Raw genomic sequence first — 21750 nt, 5'->3', positions numbered from 1 at the left:
GTTTTATTTATCACGGTATAATCTTCCGTTACCTATCTTTTTTTCAACTTTGCTCTATTTGTAATCAGTACCCCAAATATAACAAAAAACGATCCGATTAACTGTATCCATGTTAATTGCTCACCTAAGAATATAACTGCACCTAACATAGTAAATACCGGAATTAAATTTAAAAAGACAGAGGCACGTGATGGGCCTATGGCTTCAATTCCTTTATTATAAGCTATTAATGCTACTAAAGAAGGGAACACACCTAAATAGATAAGACCGGCAATGACTTTCCATGACCAATTAATCGTGCTGAATTGATTCATTTCGATGGTCATTAAAGGAATAAATATAATAATAGCAACTACCACCATAACTAGTAATGCGCCATACGTTGGAAACTTCCATGTATGTTGTTTAATGAAAATCGAATAAAAGGACCAGGTAATCATCGCTAGTAGCATAATTAAATCACCACTGTTAAATTGCAAACTCGTGATCACTTCCAATGATCCCTTTGTTATGACAAAAAACACCCCGAATAATGAGATAAATACCCCAAGCATTTGCTTTCTGGAAAATCGTTCGCCAAATAATAAAAAGGTAAGAATAAGTGTGAATATCGGTGTAGATGCTTCTACAATCCCTGCATTGATAGAGGTCGTATAGTTAAGTGCTAAGTAAACGAAAATGTTAAAGAGAACAAGTCCTGTTATAGATAATGCCAGGATTGCTTTCCATTCTTTTTTCCATAGTTCCTTATTGTTTTTCCATTCACGATAACCAATTGGCAAAATAACGATAGCAGCTATTAAATATCTAAAAAATGATAGCATTATTGGAGGAATTTCCTGTGTAACAGGCTTCCCTACAATTAAATTTCCAGCGTAGAACATAGCAGCTAAAATTAAGAGAATGTATGCTTTCATTTGATCACCTCCAATAGAAGGCATCATAACACGTTTTCAGGAATGAAAAAAGAGCATAGAAATAGAAAAGTGCCCGATATACATTGATTGATGTAAGCTTAAGACACTCTTCATTTTTTTATTTTTCTATTTTCTCAATTTCAAAAACATCTTCTAATTTTTCACTTAAAAACTGATGTGCGTCTCTTATGCCTTGATTGTAGAAGATTGGAGCTATTTCAACCATAAAAAAATCTAATAAAAAGCCTGCTTCTAAATTTCCGATTTCTTCTTGGCGTTCGTTTAGATAGAAATCTTGAATCGATGTTACCATTTCTTCTTTTTTCTCTCTTGAGATGGTGAAGGGTGCTTTCATACTATAACTCCTTTAAAATAATATTATTTCCAATTATATCATATTGTTCAGGGAGTTATTGTCTATTCACATCTTCTAAAAAATCAATCAGGATTGAGGTTTTATTTCACAGCTTTCTGTAATTTCTGGATCATTTTTAAAGAACGTCCTGTACCAATCGCAACAGATTCTAATGGATTTTGAGCAAGGTGTACTGGAACGTTCACTTCATTTGATAACCATTCTTGCATCCCTTTTAACAAAGACCCACCGCCAGTAATAGTAATACCTTGATCTACAATATCTCCACTTAGTTCTGGTGGGCAACTTTCCAATGTTTCAGTGATGGCATGTAAGATCGATTCCAATACTTCTTTAATAGAACGCTGGATTTCTGTTGAACGAATTGAAACTACTTTTGGTAAGCCTGTAACAAGATCACGTCCTCTGACATCCATTTCTTCCTCTGAATGCTCGACTAGCGCGTAACCGATCTCCATTTTGATCTTTTCGGCACTACTCTCACCGATTAATACATTGTAATGGCGTTTAATATATTGAATAATCTCTTCATCCATATGATCTCCACCTACGCGGACGGAACGGCTAGCTACTACACCACCAAAGGAAATAATACCAACTTCACTGGTACCTCCACCAATATCAACAATCATACTTGCTGTTGGTTCAGCGACAGGTAAGTCCGCACCGATTGCAGCTGCGACTGGTTCTTCAATTAGATGCACTTCTTTTGCGCCAAAATTTTTCACTGCATTATCAATAGCTCTTCGTTCCACCGCCGTACTGCCAGATGGGGTACAAACCACTACACTAGGCTTTCGCATCGATACTCCTGCTTTTTTACTTACTTTTTTTAGGAATGCTTTTAACATTTGTGTGGTCATATCAAAATCAGCAATTACACCATCTTTTAGTGGACGAATCGGAACAATATTTCGTGGCGTTTTACCAATCATTTCTTTTGCCTCATTACCAACTGCTACTACTTGATTAGTCGTTGTATCAACTGCAACCACAGATGGTTCATTTAAAATAATACCTTTGTTCTTTGCGTATATAAGAATATTTGCTGTACCTAAATCAATTCCAATTTCCGTATTTGAAAACATGTTGTTACCTCCATAAGTTGAACGTATTTATATCAAAAATTAATTTCATGATATGCTTTATTAACCATCTAAGACATCTATATCCCTTTTAATGGTTTTCTCCTTTATATATAATTATTCTATTTTTAATTAAGAATTATGACGGTAGAAAGGGTGGTGTATTTTAACAATTATTTTAAAACAAAAAAGTAACAGACCGTTGTATGGCCTGTTACTTTTTGAGACGCTAACGATACGCCGATTAAATTGGGATTTTAAGCTCGCTTATTGTTCTTTTTCGTCCAATAGATTAGCAAGGACGTGTGCTTTGAATTTTTCGATTTTTCTTCCTTCATGATGACGCACACCTTTTTCTTTCAATTTCTCTACATACCAACCTTTACTTCCTACGTGCATAACTCACCACTCCTTACTGAAAAATTTCGCAGGTGCCATTCTAACATCTGAAAATTATAGTGAAAAGGGGTGAATGGTAATTTTTTTCGTTTATTTTTTGTATAATAGAACTTAAATAGTGGGAGGAGGATTCATATGGTATATACCATTATCTCTTTAAACGTTGGAAAACCTAAAATATATCAACTAGAAGGAAAAGAAATAAGAACTGGCTTTATTAAAAAACCAATTAATCAACCTAGCTTTCTAACGTTAACTGGTTTTGAAGAAGATGGACAGGCAGACCTGAAAAATCATGGTGGTGTAGAAAAAGCATTACTAATGTATCCGAAAGAACATTATTTATTTTGGAACAAACAATATAATAAATCATTTGCTTATCCCGCTTTTGGTGAAAATATAACGATTGAAGGTCTAACTGAAAAAGATGTTTTTATCGGTGACATTTTTCAATTAGGGGAAGCAGAGGTTCAAGTATCTCAACCACGGCAACCATGTTACAAAATAGCAAAAGTAAACGGTATTAATGAAATGCCTGCTGTAGTAACGGAGACAGGGTATAGCGGATTTTATTTTCGAGTATTAAAAGAAGGTGCAGTGAAACCTACGGATGAGCTGAAAAAGATAAAAGAGGCTAAACACCGTGTGTCATCTTTTGATATTTTTGATTGTTTATTTCATGATCGTCAAAACAAGCAACGAATGGAAGAGTATCTTCTGCTAGACGGACTTGCTGCCAATGTCAAAGCGACCTTACAGAAAAGAATCGATAAATTAGGTTAAGATATATTTTTATAGAAATAAAGTGAAATATAGGGCAATAGTAGAAAAAAGTCCTTAATTTACTTTTTTAGCTGGTCTGTTTAACGTATACTAAAAGAAACTATAAAAAATAAAGGTGACAACCATGCCAAATGAAAAAGCAATCAAACAAGTCGAAGATGATCTAAACAATAATCCCAGTAAACGCAATAACCTTTTGGAAGACCATAATTATCAACAAATTATCCAGCAAAATATGAACTTGATATTTGTGATTCGTCAAGTGGATGGCCGTTTCTATTTTTCACTATTAGCGGGGAAGTTAAAGGAAAAGTTAGGTCTATCAGATAACTTATTAGGAAAAGATGCAGACTTATCGAAATTGGATCTTGATTTGAAAGCTTTGTTTAAGGCTAAATTACTCGAAACGTTAACAGGTCAAGATATTGCCTTTAGACACACCTATCAACAATGTTATTTATATTCGATGTTATCACCGATCATAGAGAATGGAAAAGTTATTGAAATTGTTGGTACTTCTATCGATATTACAGCTTTTGAAAAGGCGGAGCAGGAAATAGAATATTTACGAACATATGACAGATTGACAAACCTTCCTAATCGTGAAAAATTATTAAAAGATTTAGAAATAAGCATTGAAAATGAGCAAATTAATACACCTAAAGCACTGATTATGTGTGATTTGGATCGGTTGAAAAATATAAATGACACATTAGGGCAATATGCAGGAGATCAAGTAATTACATTAATTGCAGATCGCCTTCTTGAGATAACACCTAGAGGTTGTAAGATTTATCGGTTTGGTGGAGATGAATTCATTATTGTTGTTGATCAAACGATAGAAGACTTAAGTCCATTCGCTGAAGAAATTTTACATAGCATTCGACAGCCATTTGTCTTATCGAAAAATGACTTTTATATGACCGGAACAATAGGTATCAGTTATTTGAATGAATCGGGAGCGCAAGCAGAGGATTATATCAATAGAGCGAGTGTTGCTGTTCATTATGGCAAAGTGAACGGTGGTAATCGCGTATTTGAATATAATAATCAAATGAGTGAAAAATATAATGAATTACTATTACTCGAGTCAGATATACGTAAAGCATTTCAATTTAATGAGTTTACTCTTTCTTATCAACCAAAGGTGGACGTACATACGAATGAAATAGTCGGTGTCGAGGCATTGATTCGATGGGAACATGGTAAAAAGGGAAAGATCCCACCATCTACTTTTATTCCAATAGCAGAAGAGATCGGTATGATCGAACAAATTGGGGAATGGGTATTACGGGAAGCATGTAACCAATTTGTAAAATGGCGATCAAGCGGACTCAAACCAGTGATGGTAGCTGTCAATGTGTCTGCGGTAGAGTTACAACAAGCAGAATTTTTAATAAGAGTGAAAAATATTATTAAGGAAACAGGGATGGACCCTAATTATTTAGAAATTGAAATTACAGAAAACAGTATCATGCAAAACACAGAAGAATGTATTGCTACAATGAACCAATTACGAGATATGGGTATCTCATTATCAATTGATGATTTTGGCACAGGATACTCTTCGATGGGGTATTTGCAAAAGTTTCCGATAAATTATTTAAAAATCGATCAATCTTTTATTAAAGAATTATTTAATCAATCGGGAAGCGCTGAAATTATTAAAGCAATGATTCAATTAGGACATACTTTTGGTTTAAAGGTGGTAGCAGAAGGGGTAGAAGGTGAACAGATTCTCTCTTTTATTCAACATCAAGATTGTGATTACTATCAAGGCTATTTCTATAGTAAACCAGTGGAACCAGAAATAATTAAAGAGAAATTGTTAGAATATTCGTAACAGATCCTTTTAAAAAGAGGATTAGCATAATGAATGAGGTGGTATTATATGATTAAAGTGTTATTTATTTGTTTAGGAAATATATGCAGATCGCCAATGGCAGAAGCGGTCTTTCGCCAAATCGTCAAGGAGAAAGGACTAGAGGATACGTTTGAAATTGATTCAGCTGGGATAGGTGATTGGCATATTGGAAAATCTCCGCATCAAGGAACCAGAAAAAAATTAGACGAGATGCAGATTTCTTATCAAGGACAAAAGGCGCGTCAAATTATAGCAAATGACTTAGAAGAATTCGATTACGTCATTGCAATGGATCAGCAGAACATGGACGATTTACAACAATTTAATTTTGAGTCTAAAAAAGTAACCGTAAGAAAATTAATGGATTTTATCGACCAGCCAAAAGAACAAAATGTACCTGATCCATATTTCACTAAAAATTTTGATTATACATTCGAGTTAGTTCAAGAAGGTTGTGCACATTTATTCGAGTATATTGAAAAAGAGCACAATTTATAGCAACGGTAAGTTATCAAAATAGAGAAGGGTTGAGAGCTAATGGGAAAAGAAACACTGATTAAAGGAATTGCAGCTGGAGCACTTGTTGGAGGTTTGCTGACATTATTTGATCGAGATACACGAATTTTTGTAGCCGAAAACCTCAAGAATTGTGGGGATAAATCTGCATATTATGCCAAAAACCCAGCAGATGCTATCCATCAACTTAATGAAGGATACGCTAAATGTTCACAGCAGCTTTCATCCGGTTTAACCACAGCGCTAGATATGCTTAATCAATTACAGGAAATCACAAAGAAAATAGACAATAGAGATTCTAAATGAAACAGAAATGGTTAAATCAACCGTTTATTCGTTTTCTAAAACGACTTTTTGAACGAATTACGTCTGATGAGGTTCCGGGATTAGCGGCTCAATTATCTTATTTTTTCTTATTATCCTTGTTTCCTTTTATGATTTTCCTTGTAACATTGGTAGGTTATTTACCGTTCGATAATATTGATGTGATGAACTTTGTTTCTACCTATGCGCCAGATGAAATCATGACACTTTTAACTGATAATCTAACACAAATTATGAATAATCGTAATGGTGGGTTATTATCAATTGGGATTATCGGTACACTTTGGTCTGCTTCAAATGGTATTAATGCTTTAATTCGCTCTTTTAATAAAGCATACAATATTGATGAAGAACGGTCTTTTATTGTGACGAGAGGAATTTCCATTGTCTTGACGATTGCGATGTTGCTTGTCATTCTTATCGCATTTCTGTTACCGATATTTGGACGGATGATCGGCGTGTATCTCTTTTCATTTTTCGGTTTGTCTGCAGGATTCTTAGATTTGTGGAACGCATTAAGGTGGGTAATTTCTTCCGTTATTTTCTTTATTGTTTTAGTGACACTCTATCGGTTAGCTCCCAGTAAAAAAGTTTATTTTAAACATGTCTATATTGGGGCAATCTTTGCTACGGTGTTTTGGCAGTTAACATCGTTAGCATTCTCTTACTATGTTTCGTCAATGGGCAATTACTCGGCGACATATGGTAGCTTAGGTGGTGTAATCATCCTTATGATATGGTTCTACCTTTCAGGAATCATCATCATCACCGGAGGAGAAATTAACGCAGAAATAGAAAGTAAACACAAAAACAAAAGAGAAACCCATAAACAAGAAAGAGATTAGCACAAAAGAATTCTTTAATTAGAAAAATCCAAACGATAGTTATTTGATCGTTTGGATTTTTATGCGTATTTGAAGGATTATGCGACATAACTCTAGTTTCTAATTATGAGATTTGAGAACTGCGTAACAACCGCTTCGGCTTGTCGGCTTCCCTTTCCGCGGGTTTTTCTCCTCAGCTAACTTTTTAAGCAAAGGACGCTTAAAAAGTGGATCTTCGGATAAAAACATCCCGCAGGAGTGGAAGCCGACGCCTGCGCTTTTTAATACTTTACAACGCCAGTAAGAATAATTCTATTGGTATTATTCAATATAGTTTATGAATTTTCTTTAGCTTACTTACGATAATTAATAAAAGATGTTCATATCTGTAATAATCCAATATGCTAGCACTAGCTATCTTTGTAGAACTTCATTCAGCGTAGGCGTCCACTTCCACTCCTATGTGATTCTTTTTCCTGAAGATCCACTTTTCCAAGTGGGTTTTACTTGGAAAAGTTAGCTGAAGGAAAAAGCCCATGAAAAGGGGAGTGGGCAAGCCAGAGCGGTTACCACGCACATATACCTTTTCAAAATTGCTACCAAAGTTGTGTCGCATAATCCTTTTGTTGTGTAATAATTCTTCTTGCATTGATTATTTAAATGTTAACAGGCGTAGTCCGTTTAGGATGACTAGGATGGTGCTGCCTTCGTGTCCGATAACTCCAAGTGGCATATCGATCAGTTGCAAGAAGTTAGAAGCAATTAGTGTTAGGATGACAGCGATAGAAAAAACGATATTTTGTTTTATAACACGATTCATTTTTTTAGACAAGCGTACGGCCTTAACGATTTTTGAAAGTTTATTCTTGATTAAGACAATATCAGCCGTTTCCAATGCGATATCACTACCTGCTCCCATTGCGATCCCTAAGTTCGCTGTTGCCAAGGCAGGTGCATCATTAATTCCGTCCCCAATCATTGCAACTTTTTTATTATTCTCAGATAACTGTTTTAGGTATTTCACTTTGTCTTCAGGTAAACAGTTAGCATAAAACTCATCAATATTTGCCTCTTTGGCGATAGCTGCTGCTGTACTTTCGTTATCACCTGTTAACATGACGGTTTTGATTCCCATTTTATTTAATGCCTCTATTGCCTCAATAGAATCTTTTCGTAAGGTATCCTTCAAGAAGAATACTGCTACAACTTTCTCTGCTTTTTTGACAAAGACCATCGTTTTTTCACCATGCTCATCCATGTTAACGCCCTGAGCATTAATAAATTCGTCAGCCTGTCTATCTCCAACCATAGCTTTATTGCCAATCAACCAATCTTCGTTATCAATACGACCTCTTAATCCTTTTCCATTATCGTGCTTTACCTCTTCGACAGTAATCGTGGTATCCTTCTTGTGGTCACTTGCCCAAGATGTCATAGCTTGTGCTAATGGATGATTTGATTCATTTTCAATTCGATAGATCACATTCGCTAGATATTGATAAGTATACGTTGGATCAATAAAGGAATCTGTTACTATAGGTTCACCTTTTGTTAATGTTCCAGTTTTATCAAAGACAATGGTATCGATTGTAGATAAACCTTCGACATAGATACCGCCTTTAAAAAGGACTCCATTCCTGGCACTGTTTGAGATGGCAGATAATGTTGCTGGCATAATCGCGGCCACGAGAGCACAAGGTGAAGCAACAACAAGTAAAATCATGGCACGATATATAGTATCTGTCCAAGACCAGCCAAATAAGAAATATGGTAAAAACATCATAAAGCCGACTGAAATTAAAACTACTTTTACATAGGTATTTTCAAATCGCTCAATAAATTGTTGTGACGGAGATCTCTCGCTTTGTGCATGTTGGACAAGTTGAATAATTTTTTGGAAAAGTGTTTGATCGGTTAATGTATGGATTTCTACAAATAATGTGCCATTTATGTTGACAGTGCCTGCAAATACATCGTCTTCTATTTTTTTGGTGACAGGAATGGCTTCCCCTGACAAAGCACTTTCGTCGATCGATGTTTCCCCTTTAATGATTACCCCATCAGCAGGTATTCGTTCGCCAGCTTTAATGATAATATGATCGCCGATTTTTAACTCAGTAACGTTTACTTCTTTTTTGCTGACGAGTGTTGCTGTTTCTGGTTGTAAATTCATTAACGATTCTAATTCTTTTTCGCTTTTGTTTTCCGTATAGGTTTCTAATGCACCAGATAAGGCAAAAATGAAGATTAAAATCGCACCTTCTGTCCAATAGCCAATCGAAGCAGCACCAATAGCTGCCATAATCATCAGAAGTTCAACGTTTAATTTTTTCTTGGAGATGGTTTCTGTAATACCTTCTTTTGCTTTTGCATAACCGCCGATCACAAAGGCACTAAGTAATAATATGGTCCAACTCCGCGTAGAGAGTGAATCGTGTAATAACCATGCGGAAAGTATCAACAAGCCACTAAATAAAGCAGCGATTAATTCACTGTGTTTCCGCAAAAATGAAAGTATTTGAGAATCCTTCCATGTTGTCTCGTTTTCAAATATGGGTTTATTTAAAATCATTTTAATTACATTACTCATTACTAATATTTCTCCTTTCTAATTGAGAATATAATTCAGTTAAAATCCTATATGACAATGATTATCATTATCTTTTAATTATAATTATTATAAATTAATAATTAATTTAATAATAGCATTTTTTTGAAAAAAGTCAATAGTGTCTATTTATGTTAGGTGATAATATAACAGTAAAATTTTTCTACTATAACAGATGATAAAAACATTGAAATAAAGAAGATAAACTGTTATCTTTTATAAGAGATGATACATATAACAAATTATGAGGGGTGTAGTTGTAGTGAGGAATTTTTTTGTTTTTATGAGTTTTATTATGGTTATGGCAACACTGTTTGCTTGTGGTACTGGTGATAGTAATGAGAATCAGTCTTCTGCAGAACAAAATGAAGATAATCTCAAAAGTGAAAAATGGGATGAAATTCAGCAAGAAGGAACAATTGTTGCCGGAACTTCTGGTACGTTGATTGGAGCTTCCACCTATGATGAAGATGAAAATTTAACAGGTTATGATGTAGAAGTGATGCGTGAAATAGCTAAACGTTTAGATTTAGATGTGAAATTCGAAATTATGGGAATCGACAGTATGTTGCCGGCTATCGAGAGTGGTAGAATTGATGTAGCGGTAAATGATATTGAAGTAACCGATAAAAGAAAAAAACAATTTGCGTTTTCTGAATCATATAAGTATTCTTATACCACAATGGTAGTCAGAAAAGAAGATAATTCAGGGATCGAAAACTTAGAAGATTTAGAGGGGAAACGTGCTGGTGGTGGAGCGACAACCATCTTTAGCCAGATAGCAGAACATTTCGGTGCTGAAGTGGTAACATACGGCAACGCGCCAAACGAGGCTTATCTAAGAGATGTTCATAACGGTAATACGGATGTAATTGTTAATGATTATTTCTTATCAAAATTCGGAGTGGGAGCATTTCCAGAATTTGATATTCATCTACATCCAGATTTGAAATTCCATCCAACAGAGCAAGCAGTGGCAATGGATCAAGACGCCGAGACATTGCAACAGCAGATTAATGAAACATTAGCAGAAATGAGAGAAGATGGTACATTAACAGAGCTTGCAACTCAATTTTATCAAGAAGATGCTTCTAAGAAACCAGAAGGTGAAATTGAAGAAATTGAGGGGCTTGACCTATAAGGTGTGATAGTTGTGAAAGATTTGTTTGATTTTACATTAGCGATGGAAAACTTACCACTGATTCTTAGTGGTTTACCAATGACGATTATTGTTTCATTGGGGAGTATGGCTTTAGGGCTAGTGCTAGGGCTATTTTTATCTCTAGCACGTAGCTCTGAGTTGATCGCTTTACGGTATCCGGCGAGGGTGTATATTTCGTTTATGCGCGGGACACCGATTTTAGTATTTCTATTTATTATCTATTATGGGCTGCCTATGATTGACACGATAGATTTACAGATGTCTGCTGTTTCGGCAGCGATTTTAGGTTTTGGCTTAAATAGTGCGGCATACATTGCAGAAGTAATTCGCGCTTCGATTAATAGTGTACCTAAAGGTCAATGGGAATCAGCAAAAGCACTAGGCTTTGGTTATTGGAATTCACTGATGAAAATTATTTTGCCACAAGGTGCCCGTATCGCAATGCCACCTTTGACGAATGTTTTTCTGGACTTAGTGAAAGCCACGTCCCTAGCTGCTGTCATTACAGTTCCAGAACTGTTTCAAAAAGCCCAGATAGCTGGTGGGAGAAGCTTTGACTCTTTAACCATGTATATACTAGTAGCATTCATTTACTGGCCTTTGTGTATTATAATATCTATTTTTCAAGAACGATTAGAAAATAGATTCAGTAAATATATGTGATTCAAAAAACGTAACAGCTTATTGCTTGTTACGTTTTTCTATATATATTAAAATTATGTAAACATTCTGAATATTCTGTTTTATATTTATGATCCATGATAACATTTTAATAACAAAAAAAGTATAAGATTTTTGAGAAAAGGTGGGGGTTTAGATGAAAATTATAGTAGCAGGTGGAGATGGTTTCTGCGGCTGGCCAACAGCTCTTTATTTATCGAAAAAAGGACATGATGTATCGATTATTGATAATGGTGTAAGACGAAAGATAGATAATGAACTTCATTCTAATTCACTAACACCTATTGCTTCATTAGAGGAGAGAGTAGCAAAATGGGAAGAATTAACCGGGAAACATATTAACATTTTTGATGGTGATCTCGTCCATTACGATTTTCTAAAAGAAGTATTGAAAAAAGAACAGCCTGATGCATTTGTTCATTTTGCTGAACAAAGATCCGCACCATATTCTATGATAGATAGAGAACATGCTGTATATACACAAGAAAACAATGTAACGGGAACATTAAATGTCTTATTTGGTATAAAAGAAATCGTTCCAGACTGTCATTTAATTAAACTAGGAACACTAGGAGAATATGGTACTCCGAACATTCCAATCGAAGAAGGATATATTGAAATCGAACATAAAGGGCGGAAAGATACACTACCTTTTCCAAAACAACCTGGTTCTTTTTATCATTTGTCCAAAGTACATGATAGCCATAATATTATGTTTGCCTGTAAAATCTGGGGTATACGTGCAACAGACCTCAACCAAGGTATTGTATACGGTCTTGAAACAGAAGAAACCCAGTTGGATCCAGTATTAACAAATCGTTTAGATTATGATGGTGTTTTCGGAACTGCCTTAAATCGTTTTATTATTCAATCAACAGTTGGTTATGATTTAACGGTATATGGCAAGGGTGGACAAACAAGAGGCTTTCTAAATATTAAAGACACCGTGAGATGTATAGAAATCGCAGCTGATAATCCTGCTGATATTGGAGAGTTTCGAGTGTTTAATCAATTTACGGAACAATTTTCTGTTGCCGATTTAGCTGAAAAAGTACAAAAAGTTGCTAAAGAAGAAGGCTTTGAAACCAAGATTGCTAATTTAGAAAATCCAAGAGTGGAGTTAGAGGAGCATTTCTTTCAAGCAGAAAATACGAAGTTAAAGGATTTAGGACTTGAACCACACTTGCTAAACGAAGATGTAATAAGAGAAATCTTAAGAACAGTAATCAAACATAAAGATCGGGTAATAGAAAAGAATATTTTACCTAACGTGAAGTGGAAATAGATTTGATTAATGATGCCAAGAAAGGGGAAGTATAGTAGAAATAGATGTTGAGGATGAGGCGACAATGAAAATACTAATCATCACAGAAACGTTTTTGCCATCCACAGATGGTGTTGTCACTCGATTAACAAATAGTATACGCTACTTTTTGCAAGCGGGTCATCAAGTCAAGGTTGTTGCACCTGACTTAGGTGTGGATCAATACAAGGGGGCGGAAGTGATTGGGTTGCCAGCCCGGAAATTATTTTTTTATCGCTCCAAACCCTTTGCACTTCCCAATAGAAAAGTAAAAGCAATTATAAAAGCATACCAGCCTGATATTGTCCATGTGGTAAATCCAGGCTTTGTAGGTGCTTCAGGTGTCCATTATGCCAAAAAGTTACACTTTCCTTTAATCGCATCGTACCACACGCAAGTACCGAAATATTTGGATTACTATCATTTATCTATGTTCAAAGGGTTATTATGGTGGTATTTTCGGAAATTACATAATAAAGCAGAGCTTAATTTGTGTACATCACATATCGTAAAAGAAGAGTTAGAGAAACAACAATTTAAGAATGTTCATGTTTGGAAACGTGGTGTTGACACTACACTATTTGACCCTAATAAATCGAGTCAAGAAATGCGCAGCAAATTGTCGAATGGTAAGCTATCAAAAAAATTGCTACTGTATGTAGGCAGATTAGCGGCAGAGAAAGAAATTGAGAAAATTCGATCAGTCATTGAAAAATCGGATAAATTTGTACTAGCAATTGTTGGTGATGGCCCCCATCGAGCAACACTTGAAAAATACTTTAAAGGAACGGATACAGTATTTACTGGATTTATGCATGGCGAGGAATTAGCTCAAGCCTATGCTTCTTCTGATGTTTTTGTATTTCCATCGACAACAGAAACACTTGGTTTAGTTTTAATGGAAGCAATGGCTTCGGGCCTGCCAATCGTAGCTGCCAGGAGTGGCCCCACTAAAGAACAAATTCAAGATGAAGTAAATGGTTTATTGTATGAGCCTGAAAGTCTGGAAAACTTTATTCAGACTGTATTGCATTTTGAAGATGAGACCTTAAGAAAACGTTTGGCAAAAGCAGCTTGGCAAGAGATTCATCAAATGGGATGGGAAGAACAATCAAAACAAGCATTAGATTTTTATCGACAAGTTGCAGGTTTGCAAGATTCAACAGATAAAACAATAGAAAATACAAAAGATTAAGGGATAGAAGGGGCAATATGAAAAAACATCCAAAGAAAAGTGGACGTTTTCAATTTTTGCAATTTAGTATGATTGGTGCCAGTAATGCCATAATAGATATCGGGGCATTAAATATATTGTTGTTATTGTTTCACACAGAAAACCGTATGATTTTACTAGTGTTTAACACGATTGCCTACTCGCTAGCTATATTAAACAGTTATATATGGAATGCTTCGATTACTTTTAAAAGAACATCCGAAGGCAACGCCTATCAACGACTCTCTTTCATCGTACAAGCAGTCGTCAGTTTAGTTATTAGTAATGGTGTATTTATCGGAGCACATACATTGTTTATGTTTATGGATATGCCTTCATGGTGGAATTATAATCTAGCGAAATTGTTAGCGATGGGACTATCATCATTGGCAAGCTTTTTTATGGTTAAGTTCTTTGTGTTTAAAGATTATTAATGAGGAGGAATTTTAATGGATTTTTATCTTTCTGAAGGTGGCGTTCGAACACAATTACCGTTTGGTGAACTAGATATCTCTGGAAATGAAGAGTACGGTTATCGACCATTTCAACTGATGGTAGCGTCTATTGCCGGCTGTAGTGCATCTGTCTTTCGTAAAATATTAGATAAAAAAAGAATCGAAATTGATGATTTAAAAATATCAGCAGAAGTTGAACGAGCATCAGATCAAGCAAATAAGATCACTGCTATTCAATTACACTTTGTCGTAAAAGGAGTAGGATTGAAGAAAGAACAATTGGAAAAAAGTATCGAGGTTGCAAGAAAGAATTGTTCGATGATCAGGACAATTGAAGATAGTGTCAATATTACAGAAACGTTAGAGGTTATCAATTTAAGTAATTAATACGCATATTTTTCGCTCCAAATGTAAAACTAAGCAAAAAAAGGAGCGAAATAAATGGAGAAACTAGGTCTTTCTGTCATCCTATCACTTATGATGTTAATGATTCCGCTAATTGCAAATTCCAAAGAAAAAGTTCCAGATGATGTAACATCAATTGAGAAAGATAATACGTACACGCAGATGTCAGAAGAGGATACAACAATTGAACCAAGTGATGAAGTAAAAGAATTATTGGAAGATGCTAAAGTTGATATAGATAATCCCGTGCTCATAAAGCTCTTAAATGAATCAACGATAAAGCCGTCCCCTTTTGCATTTGGTTACAGGGCTAATGTTTTTTTAGGTCATTGGCCATTAGCTTATCAATCCGAATCGTCTGAAGTGAATTGGGATTTTCAACTGGTAAATGTAAACGAAATAAACAATGTGAATGGTGACAAGAAGGAAGATCTTTTTTACTATCAAATTGAGGAAAAGCATGTGAAAGGTGCATTAACTGCAAAGGCTGAAAAGTCAGATCAGATTAATCAAATGATTTTGCAAGAAGCGAGAGCGCACCATGATTTGCCGCTTACTTTTCATGCGGTAGTTGGAAAAGAAACGAAATCAAGCAAAACATACACGGTCCCTGAGTCGAAAATAGGCCAGTTAAAAGCTTTTCTTCCCGCTGTTAAGGATACAGGTCAGATGACGCTTGGTGAAGTATACTTAGAATTAAAAGGTTCAAATAAAAAAATAGTCATCAAAAACGTGACCAAGCAAGAGATCGGCGCCTACATCCCAGTCGCCAACCACCTCACCTTCACCTTCGAAACAAAATAACCCAAAAGCATGCAATCTATTCAGACTGCATGCTTTTTTATACTTTAAAAAGGATTCCTTTATCTAAACTTTGAAACAACAGAGTGTAAAGTCTCTTCACGGGAATTTATGTGCTGTTAACGGGAATTAACAATCCCTTCACGGGGAATACCCTTCTGTAGACTGGAATTGTTTGCTTCTTCACGGGAAAAAACGATAATTCCCGTGAAGAGCAGTATAATTCCCGTCTATAGCAGGACTTTTCCCGTGAAGAAGATCAGAAGTAACTTATCCATGTAAAACGAACTTACAAAATTATCAATACTATGCATTTTGTAACCACTATGCCGTAGGACTTTTAAAGGGGAAATAATAGTTGGTTAAAAAAATTCTAGACAAGTATGTGAATTTCTATTAGCATGAGTAAGGGATAAAGTGAGACCACATATAGTAGCGTCACGAATAAGGAAAGGAGCGAGAGCATGAATAACGAAGAAAAAATTAAACAACTTAGATTACAGTTAGAACATTTCCTTAAACAACTTGATCAAATGGATCCGGAAAAAACATCGATTGCAGATGTTGATCAATTAATTGAAATGATCGAAAAAATGGAAAAAGAACTTGGCTAACGAATAAAGGGAGAGAAGAGTAGTATGGAATGGATTGTTATTGTATCAGTTATTGTCATGTTGGCCCTTAGTTTATTAAGAGTCCATGTCATTTTCGCTATTATCATCGCAGCGGTTGTGGCAGGGTTGATGGCAGGTATGAATCTTCAGGAAGCGATCGAAATGTTGATAGAAGGTATGGGTGGCCAGGCGACAACCGCATTAAGTTATATCTTATTAGGAGTATTCGCTGCCATGATAAGTTATACGGGTATTACTTCAATATTAGTACGTGGATTAATCAAAGTATTAACAGGAAAGAAAATGATGCTTGTACTAGTGATAGCAGGTATCGCTTCTCTATCACAAAACGTAGTTCCAGTGCATATCGCATTTATTCCGATTTTGATACCGCCATTATTAAAATTATTCGATCAAATGAAATTGGATAGACGTGCAGTTGCTACTGCTTTAACATTTGGTTTGAAAGCCCCTTATGTGATGATTCCAGCTGGTTTTGGACTTATCTTTCATCAAACCATTCAAGATGGAATGAGCAATAATGGTGTCACGATTACGGTCAAGGAGATAGCACTCTCACTATTATTACCAGGCCTCGGAATGGTTGTTGGTTTATTAATTGCCGTATTTTTCACTTATAGAAAAAATCGTGAAGCAAAGCAATACTTGCCCGTAGATAGTATAAAAGTAGATCATGAAAAGGATAAAATTACTTTTAATTCATCGCATGTTTTTACTATAATCGCCATTTTAGCAGCATTAATTGCCCAACTTCTAACGGAAAGCTTAGTTATTGGTGCCTTAACAGGTGTAATTCTAATGGTGTTATTTTTTGCTGTACCATTACGTGAAGGTGATTCCTTTGTTCAGCAAGGTGTAGGTATGATGGGAACAATTGCTTTTGTTATGCTGGTTGCTTCTGGTTTTGGAAACATTCTAAAAGAAACAGGTGCTGTTGATGCGTTAGTCGAATCATCATCAAGTATGTTGGCAGGAAATCAAGCGATTATAGCCCTTATATTGTTAGTGGTAGGACTAGTTATTACATTAGGTATAGGTTCGTCTTTTGGAACAATCCCTATTATCGCAGCTCTTTATGTACCAATCTGTGTAGCCGCTGGTTTTTCACCGATGGCAATCGCTGTATTAATTGGGACAGCAGGTGCATTAGGTGATGCAGGTTCTCCGGCAAGTGACAGTACATTAGGACCTACGTCCGGTTTAAGTGCTGATGGCAAACACCATCACATTTGGGATACTTGTGTACCAACCTTTCTACACTTTAATATCCCATTGTTTATATTTGGATGGATTGCCAGCATTCTTTTATAAATGATGTGGATATGATCATCCTTTTGTTCAATAATAATTAAAAAAGGTGATCATATGAAAAAATTAACTTTATTGTTTTTAGTTCTGTTAATAGTAGCACCAATTGACCTCGGTGCAGAAAGTTATGGTTGGGGTTATAAAAAGGGAACAAATAATCAACAGCCTGAGGTAGGGAAGTATCAACAAATTTTAGAAAAATACAACAGTTATTATCTAGATCCATCAGGAGATAAACATGTCTATCTCACATTTGATAACGGCTATGAAGCGGGGTTTACGGAGCAAATATTAAATGTGTTACAAGAAAAAGAGGCACCAGCCACATTTTTTCTGACTGGTCATTATGTAGAAGACCAGCCTGAGTTAGTGAAACGAATGATTGCTGATGGCCATATTATTGGTAATCATTCGGACGGACACCGTGACTTTACTTCAATCTCAAAAGAAGCTTTTACAAAAGACGTGACAGAGCTGACAACTAAGATAGAAAAACTAGATGATAAAGTGAATGTACAATATATTCGTCCTCCCAAAGGGACTTTTAATGAAACATCGTTAGCATGGGCAAATGAGTTAGGTTACACACATATCTTTTGGTCATTAGCATTCGTTGATTGGAATGAGGGTTCTGAAAAAGGTTGGAAACATGCCTATCAGCAAGTGATGGATCAGATTCATCCCGGAGCTATCGTGCTGATGCATACTGTTTCAAAAGATAATGCAGATGCCTTAGCTTATTTAATTGATGACCTCAGAGAACAAGGCTATCAATTCAAAAGTTTGGATGATCTGATGTTAAAACAACTGTTACCAAGAGAGATTATCGGGTTTAATTAGGAATAATAAGAAAAAAGGCAGTCAAAATTTAATAACGAGTGCAGTATCGGGAAAGAAAACAATAAATAACATATTAAATAGGAGTAGAAATCGCATAGCGTTTTCTACTCCTATTTTTATTAAAACAGCAACGGCTATCAGTTTTTAACACCTAGATTGACATAGTAAATAGCAATACTTTTAACATGTTTACTTAACTTTATGTACAGTTTACATTTTAGGTATGAAAATGTGGGTAAAAGCGATGTTATTTTAAGTATGATATGTGATGCTAATAATGAGTTGTGGTCTATTCTTCGAAAAGATTTTTTGAATTTATGTTAAAATATGCGTGAAAAATAGAAAATTTTATTCAACTAAAGCTAAACTAGTGGAGGAAGGAATTTACATCTAAGTTGTTGAATCTTATATAAAAGGTATCAAAAATTCAAATTGATAATGGGGGTATTATTTTATGATTCTTGGCTTACATCACGCTCAGATAACCATTCCAAAAGGTGCTGAAGAAGAGGGGAAAGAATTTTATTGTGGGGTTCTAGGTCTGCCTGAGATAGAAAAGCCCGAATCACTAAAGGGACGTGGAGGGTTTTGGTTAAAAGTCGGGGATAGAGATGTACATATAGGTACAGAAGATGGTTTTGACCGATTAAAAACAAAGGCCCATTTAGCTTATCAAGTAGAGGACATATCATACTGGCGAAATGAGTTAGAACAAAATAACATTCAGATAATTGAAGGGGTACCAATACCAGGTTTTGAACGTTTTGAGTTCAGAGACCCATTCGGAAACAGGGTGGAAATGATTCAAGATTTAGGGATGTCCTAAACTCTTTTATTTAATTATTCAACAAGCAATTCTGTGACACTTAAATTAACGCGTTGCTTATCCTTAATTAGCATAAGACGTTAGTTTTTTGATTTAATAGTAGTTATTGAAGCTAGGAGAAAACAATTTTCTTCTAGTTAATTTTTTGAAACTTTTTAAGCTGTTGTTTGCTCTAACTGGTGGAAGGAGGTTATAAATTGAAAAATTTATCACTAGTAAAGAAAGCTATAAATGGAAACGAAGAAGCCTTTGAGACTCTTGTCAAAAATGAAAGTGAGAAACTGTATAAAACAGCTTTTCTTTACGTCCGAAATAAAGAAGATTCATTGGATGTGCTTCAAGAAACAATTTATAAGGCTTTTATATCAATTGAACAAGTAAAGCAACCTCAGTTTTTTTATACTTGGTTAACTAAAATTTTAATCCGCACGGCTTATGATGTATTAAGAAAAAGAAAGAAAGAAGTTTTTGATGAGAACCTTATTAATAATATATCAGATGGTAGCAGTAGGGATGTTGAAGGTGAAATGGACGTAATAAACGCAATATCAAGTTTAAGTAAAAATTATCAAACAGTAATTATCTTATATTACTATCACGATTTAACTATTCTTCAAATTGCAGAAACAATGGGAAAACCCGAAAATACAATTAAAACATATTTACGTCGGGCAAAAATTGAGTTAAAAAAAAGTATTGGGGGAGTGAATTACAGTGAACAAAGAGCGTTTTCATAAAGAAATAAGCGAAATAGAAGTTCCAAAAAAAGAAATCTTTAATGCAATAGATAAAGGGTTGGAAAAAGGAAGTAAAGAAAAAGTACCGAAAAGAAAATCTAAAGTTAAACTTTTTAGTGGTGTTGCCTCAATTGCTGTAACCTTATTCTTAGCAGCAGGTTTAGTTTTTGCACCTATTTCATATGCTTTATCATACATCCCATTATTGGGCTCAATTTATGATAACGTTGGCTTGCAAATCGGACATGAGTTATTAGAAAGTAATTTGATTACTCAACTAAATCAACAGGCTACAAGTAATGGAGTAGATATTACAATAACAAGTGCTTATTACGATGGGAATATTATTGGGATTACATTTAACGCTAAAGGTGACAAAGTATCAATGGATAGTATAGGGGATAGAGGACCAGAAACTGGATATAATTTTCATCTATTTGATGGTGAAGAACAAAATCAGTGGTCTTCGACAATGACAGAATTAAAAGAAACAGAGGATGGATACATCGCGTCCATAGAATTTTATAATCCTAATGCTAACTTAGCTAAAAATTATACTTTACCCTTAACATTTACTTATATAACAGGTGCGAAAGGGCTTTGGAAATTTGATGTTCCAGTTGAGCAAATCCCTTCTGAAACAATTTATTCAGAAGTTAAAACGGAACTTGAGGGTCAAGGTTATTCACTTCAAATGGAGTCAGTTGTAAAAGGGAAAGCAACGACGATATTAAATTATAAGACGACCCTACCGTTGGCTGGTAAAAAGGATAATATTAGACTTACTGTTTTTGATAATGAAGGAAATTCTTTATCAAAATTTCACGCAAATGTTTTAACAACTGAGGTAAACGGAAGATCTGTTGAAAAAGATAAGCAAGAACTATTTAGTAGTAAAATCAGTGATGATGCAAAGTATGTAACTATTCAACCTGAAATAGTTAAATCGGATAAAGATATTGTGAATTCTTTAGACCATTCGAATCCATTTATCGTAGAAAGTAGTAGATTTGACTATGCTATAAAGGTAAATGATGTACAGCAAAAAGGAGAACAACTAATATTGGATTATCATATACAGAATGTCAATACAAATTCAATTAGAAAGGATATGATCCAAAATTTTGCTGAATTTATAATGATAATTAAGTCTGACAATATTCAAAGGAAAGAAAATGGAGAATTGGATATGGAAAAAATGCTTAAACACAAGACTCGTAGTGATCAAGCAAACTCACTAAATGATGGTAATTTACATTATCAATCCATTTTTAACATAAAAGATCCTGATAAATTTGATTATAGAGATTATTCAATAGTTGTCCCATTTGGAACATTAAGTGCAAATGAAGAGCCGATTGAGATGGAACCAATTAAAGTTGAATTAGAATAATTTACAAAATAATATGGTGAGAATGCTTAAAAGCCTAAAACAAAAGGTTAAGCTGACAAACCTCTGAAGTATGGGTCTAACCTCACCATATTGTGAGGTTAGATGTGTGTAAGTAAGACTAGCTTATATAAAAATTCATGCTACGTTACAGGTGTATGGAACACTGTAGTGGTGAAAGCAGCACGTAAAACGTGAACAGGGAAAAGGGGGCGATAATTTCAAACTCAGACCGATCTACATGAACAAGACTATCATTAATTTGGTGGTCTTTTTTTTCGGATGAAATGTTGGGATA

The 21750-nt window shown here is 35.0% G+C and carries 23 protein-coding genes; 18 read left to right on the top strand and 5 right to left on the bottom strand.

The window, feature by feature from the left end:
* Window positions 1-32 precede the first annotated feature (32 nt).
* The 4 genes from BN3107_RS02540 to BN3107_RS19270 form a co-directional block, all read right to left on the bottom strand.
* Window positions 33-917, bottom strand: a complete 885-nt coding sequence (locus tag BN3107_RS02540; RefSeq protein WP_058306073.1) for a DMT family transporter — start codon at window positions 915-917, stop codon at window positions 33-35.
* A 118-nt stretch (window positions 918-1035) separates the two neighbouring features.
* The gene (locus tag BN3107_RS02535) at window positions 1036-1272 is read right to left on the bottom strand and encodes a DUF2164 domain-containing protein (protein WP_058306072.1); all 237 of its coding nucleotides are present in this window, start codon (window positions 1270-1272) and stop codon (window positions 1036-1038) included.
* A gap of 101 nt (window positions 1273-1373) precedes the next feature.
* Window positions 1374-2381, bottom strand: coding sequence for a rod-share determining protein MreBH (mreBH, locus tag BN3107_RS02530; protein WP_058306071.1), 1008 nt, complete (start codon window positions 2379-2381; stop codon window positions 1374-1376).
* Window positions 2382-2645: 264 nt separating this feature from the next.
* The gene (locus BN3107_RS19270) at window positions 2646-2777 is read right to left on the bottom strand and encodes a YflJ family protein (RefSeq protein WP_077065033.1); all 132 of its coding nucleotides are present in this window, start codon (window positions 2775-2777) and stop codon (window positions 2646-2648) included.
* Between the two features lie 135 nt (window positions 2778-2912).
* Here BN3107_RS19270 and BN3107_RS02525 point away from each other — a divergent pair, with 135 nt between their 5' ends.
* From BN3107_RS02525 to BN3107_RS02505, 5 genes are all read left to right on the top strand, one after another.
* Window positions 2913-3560: an MOSC domain-containing protein gene (locus BN3107_RS02525; protein WP_058306070.1), complete on the top strand. Its 648-nt coding sequence runs from the start codon at window positions 2913-2915 to the stop codon at window positions 3558-3560.
* Window positions 3561-3684: 124 nt separating this feature from the next.
* Window positions 3685-5403, top strand: coding sequence for a sensor domain-containing protein (locus BN3107_RS02520; RefSeq protein ID WP_058306069.1), 1719 nt, complete (start codon window positions 3685-3687; stop codon window positions 5401-5403).
* A 48-nt stretch (window positions 5404-5451) separates the two neighbouring features.
* Entirely contained in the window at window positions 5452-5922 is a 471-nt protein-coding gene (locus BN3107_RS02515) for a low molecular weight protein-tyrosine-phosphatase (RefSeq protein ID WP_058306068.1), read from the top strand.
* Window positions 5923-5961: 39 nt separating this feature from the next.
* Window positions 5962-6246 carry a hypothetical protein gene (locus tag BN3107_RS02510; RefSeq protein ID WP_058306067.1) on the top strand — a complete coding sequence of 95 codons (285 nt, stop codon included), beginning with the start codon at window positions 5962-5964 and terminating at the stop codon, window positions 6244-6246.
* Entirely contained in the window at window positions 6243-7109 is an 867-nt protein-coding gene (locus tag BN3107_RS02505; protein WP_058306066.1) for a YihY/virulence factor BrkB family protein, read from the top strand. The genes BN3107_RS02510 and BN3107_RS02505 overlap by 4 nt, the downstream gene beginning before the upstream one ends.
* A 631-nt stretch (window positions 7110-7740) precedes the next feature.
* On the opposite strand, the gene BN3107_RS02500 is transcribed toward BN3107_RS02505, so the two are convergent.
* Entirely contained in the window at window positions 7741-9678 is a 1938-nt protein-coding gene (locus BN3107_RS02500) for a heavy metal translocating P-type ATPase (RefSeq protein ID WP_082631213.1), read from the bottom strand.
* A gap of 280 nt (window positions 9679-9958) precedes the next feature.
* On the opposite strand from BN3107_RS02500, the gene BN3107_RS02495 reads away from it, so the two are divergent.
* The 13 genes from BN3107_RS02495 to BN3107_RS02440 all read left to right on the top strand — a co-directional run bounded on the left by BN3107_RS02495 (window position 9959) and on the right by BN3107_RS02440 (window position 21455).
* Window positions 9959-10837, top strand: a complete 879-nt coding sequence (locus tag BN3107_RS02495) for a transporter substrate-binding domain-containing protein (RefSeq protein ID WP_231735239.1) — start codon at window positions 9959-9961, stop codon at window positions 10835-10837.
* A 42-nt stretch (window positions 10838-10879) separates the two neighbouring features.
* Window positions 10880-11521, top strand: coding sequence for an amino acid ABC transporter permease (locus BN3107_RS02490; protein WP_148434640.1), 642 nt, complete (start codon window positions 10880-10882; stop codon window positions 11519-11521).
* A gap of 154 nt (window positions 11522-11675) precedes the next feature.
* Window positions 11676-12824 (top strand): NAD-dependent epimerase/dehydratase family protein, encoded by a 1149-nt coding sequence (locus tag BN3107_RS02485; protein ID WP_058306063.1) that lies wholly within the window; start codon window positions 11676-11678, stop codon window positions 12822-12824.
* 64 nt (window positions 12825-12888) lie between these two features.
* Window positions 12889-14037: a glycosyltransferase family 4 protein gene (locus BN3107_RS02480; RefSeq protein ID WP_058306062.1), complete on the top strand. Its 1149-nt coding sequence runs from the start codon at window positions 12889-12891 to the stop codon at window positions 14035-14037.
* 17 nt (window positions 14038-14054) lie between these two features.
* Window positions 14055-14489: a GtrA family protein gene (locus tag BN3107_RS02475; RefSeq protein WP_058306061.1), complete on the top strand. Its 435-nt coding sequence runs from the start codon at window positions 14055-14057 to the stop codon at window positions 14487-14489.
* A 15-nt stretch (window positions 14490-14504) separates the two neighbouring features.
* On the top strand, window positions 14505-14897 hold the full coding sequence (locus tag BN3107_RS02470; RefSeq protein WP_058306060.1) for an OsmC family protein: 393 nt from the start codon (window positions 14505-14507) through the stop codon (window positions 14895-14897).
* Between the two features lie 54 nt (window positions 14898-14951).
* Entirely contained in the window at window positions 14952-15719 is a 768-nt protein-coding gene (locus BN3107_RS02465; protein ID WP_058306059.1) for a YfkD family protein, read from the top strand.
* 461 nt (window positions 15720-16180) lie between these two features.
* Complete coding sequence (locus BN3107_RS19935; protein WP_187370984.1) at window positions 16181-16330, top strand: SE1561 family protein; 150 nt, start codon at window positions 16181-16183, stop codon at window positions 16328-16330.
* Between the two features lie 24 nt (window positions 16331-16354).
* Complete coding sequence (locus BN3107_RS02460; RefSeq protein WP_058306058.1) at window positions 16355-17662, top strand: Na+/H+ antiporter family protein; 1308 nt, start codon at window positions 16355-16357, stop codon at window positions 17660-17662.
* Window positions 17663-17716: 54 nt separating this feature from the next.
* A complete protein-coding gene (pdaA, locus tag BN3107_RS02455; protein WP_058306057.1) occupies window positions 17717-18499 on the top strand; it encodes a delta-lactam-biosynthetic de-N-acetylase in 783 nt (260 codons plus the stop codon).
* A gap of 454 nt (window positions 18500-18953) precedes the next feature.
* Window positions 18954-19325, top strand: a complete 372-nt coding sequence (locus tag BN3107_RS02450; protein ID WP_058306056.1) for a VOC family protein — start codon at window positions 18954-18956, stop codon at window positions 19323-19325.
* A 197-nt stretch (window positions 19326-19522) separates the two neighbouring features.
* Window positions 19523-20062 (top strand): sigma-70 family RNA polymerase sigma factor, encoded by a 540-nt coding sequence (locus BN3107_RS02445; RefSeq protein ID WP_058306055.1) that lies wholly within the window; start codon window positions 19523-19525, stop codon window positions 20060-20062.
* Window positions 20040-21455 carry a DUF4179 domain-containing protein gene (locus BN3107_RS02440; protein WP_058306054.1) on the top strand — a complete coding sequence of 472 codons (1416 nt, stop codon included), beginning with the start codon at window positions 20040-20042 and terminating at the stop codon, window positions 21453-21455. Before BN3107_RS02445 ends, BN3107_RS02440 begins: the two co-directional genes overlap by 23 nt.
* Window positions 21456-21750: the final 295 nt, after the last annotated feature.

This window comes from Gracilibacillus massiliensis (assembly GCF_001458115.1).
Taxonomy (GTDB): Bacteria; Bacillota; Bacilli; order Bacillales; family Amphibacillaceae; genus Gracilibacillus; species Gracilibacillus massiliensis.
Note: the sequence above shows the minus strand (reverse complement) of the source record. Positions and strands in the feature narration are given on the sequence as shown.

What these genes read in the sequence shown, in the direction of transcription:
- BN3107_RS02540 (WP_058306073.1), bottom strand. Translation starts at nt 917, where the DNA reads ATGAAAGCATACATTCTCTTAATTTTAGCTGCTATGTTCTACGCTGGA.
- BN3107_RS02535 (WP_058306072.1), bottom strand. Translation starts at nt 1,272, where the DNA reads ATGAAAGCACCCTTCACCATCTCAAGAGAGAAAAAAGAAGAAATGGTA.
- mreBH (WP_058306071.1), bottom strand. Translation starts at nt 2,381, where the DNA reads ATGTTTTCAAATACGGAAATTGGAATTGATTTAGGTACAGCAAATATT.
- BN3107_RS19270 (WP_077065033.1), bottom strand. Translation starts at nt 2,777, where the DNA reads ATGCACGTAGGAAGTAAAGGTTGGTATGTAGAGAAATTGAAAGAAAAA.
- BN3107_RS02525 (WP_058306070.1), top strand. Translation starts at nt 2,913, where the DNA reads ATGGTATATACCATTATCTCTTTAAACGTTGGAAAACCTAAAATATAT.
- BN3107_RS02520 (WP_058306069.1), top strand. Translation starts at nt 3,685, where the DNA reads ATGCCAAATGAAAAAGCAATCAAACAAGTCGAAGATGATCTAAACAAT.
- BN3107_RS02515 (WP_058306068.1), top strand. Translation starts at nt 5,452, where the DNA reads ATGATTAAAGTGTTATTTATTTGTTTAGGAAATATATGCAGATCGCCA.
- BN3107_RS02510 (WP_058306067.1), top strand. Translation starts at nt 5,962, where the DNA reads ATGGGAAAAGAAACACTGATTAAAGGAATTGCAGCTGGAGCACTTGTT.
- BN3107_RS02505 (WP_058306066.1), top strand. Translation starts at nt 6,243, where the DNA reads ATGAAACAGAAATGGTTAAATCAACCGTTTATTCGTTTTCTAAAACGA.
- BN3107_RS02500 (WP_082631213.1), bottom strand. Translation starts at nt 9,678, where the DNA reads ATGAGTAATGTAATTAAAATGATTTTAAATAAACCCATATTTGAAAAC.
- BN3107_RS02490 (WP_148434640.1), top strand. Translation starts at nt 10,880, where the DNA reads ATGGAAAACTTACCACTGATTCTTAGTGGTTTACCAATGACGATTATT.
- BN3107_RS02485 (WP_058306063.1), top strand. Translation starts at nt 11,676, where the DNA reads ATGAAAATTATAGTAGCAGGTGGAGATGGTTTCTGCGGCTGGCCAACA.
- BN3107_RS02480 (WP_058306062.1), top strand. Translation starts at nt 12,889, where the DNA reads ATGAAAATACTAATCATCACAGAAACGTTTTTGCCATCCACAGATGGT.
- BN3107_RS02475 (WP_058306061.1), top strand. Translation starts at nt 14,055, where the DNA reads ATGAAAAAACATCCAAAGAAAAGTGGACGTTTTCAATTTTTGCAATTT.
- BN3107_RS02470 (WP_058306060.1), top strand. Translation starts at nt 14,505, where the DNA reads ATGGATTTTTATCTTTCTGAAGGTGGCGTTCGAACACAATTACCGTTT.
- BN3107_RS02465 (WP_058306059.1), top strand. Translation starts at nt 14,952, where the DNA reads ATGGAGAAACTAGGTCTTTCTGTCATCCTATCACTTATGATGTTAATG.
- BN3107_RS19935 (WP_187370984.1), top strand. Translation starts at nt 16,181, where the DNA reads ATGAATAACGAAGAAAAAATTAAACAACTTAGATTACAGTTAGAACAT.
- BN3107_RS02460 (WP_058306058.1), top strand. Translation starts at nt 16,355, where the DNA reads ATGGAATGGATTGTTATTGTATCAGTTATTGTCATGTTGGCCCTTAGT.
- pdaA (WP_058306057.1), top strand. Translation starts at nt 17,717, where the DNA reads ATGAAAAAATTAACTTTATTGTTTTTAGTTCTGTTAATAGTAGCACCA.
- BN3107_RS02450 (WP_058306056.1), top strand. Translation starts at nt 18,954, where the DNA reads ATGATTCTTGGCTTACATCACGCTCAGATAACCATTCCAAAAGGTGCT.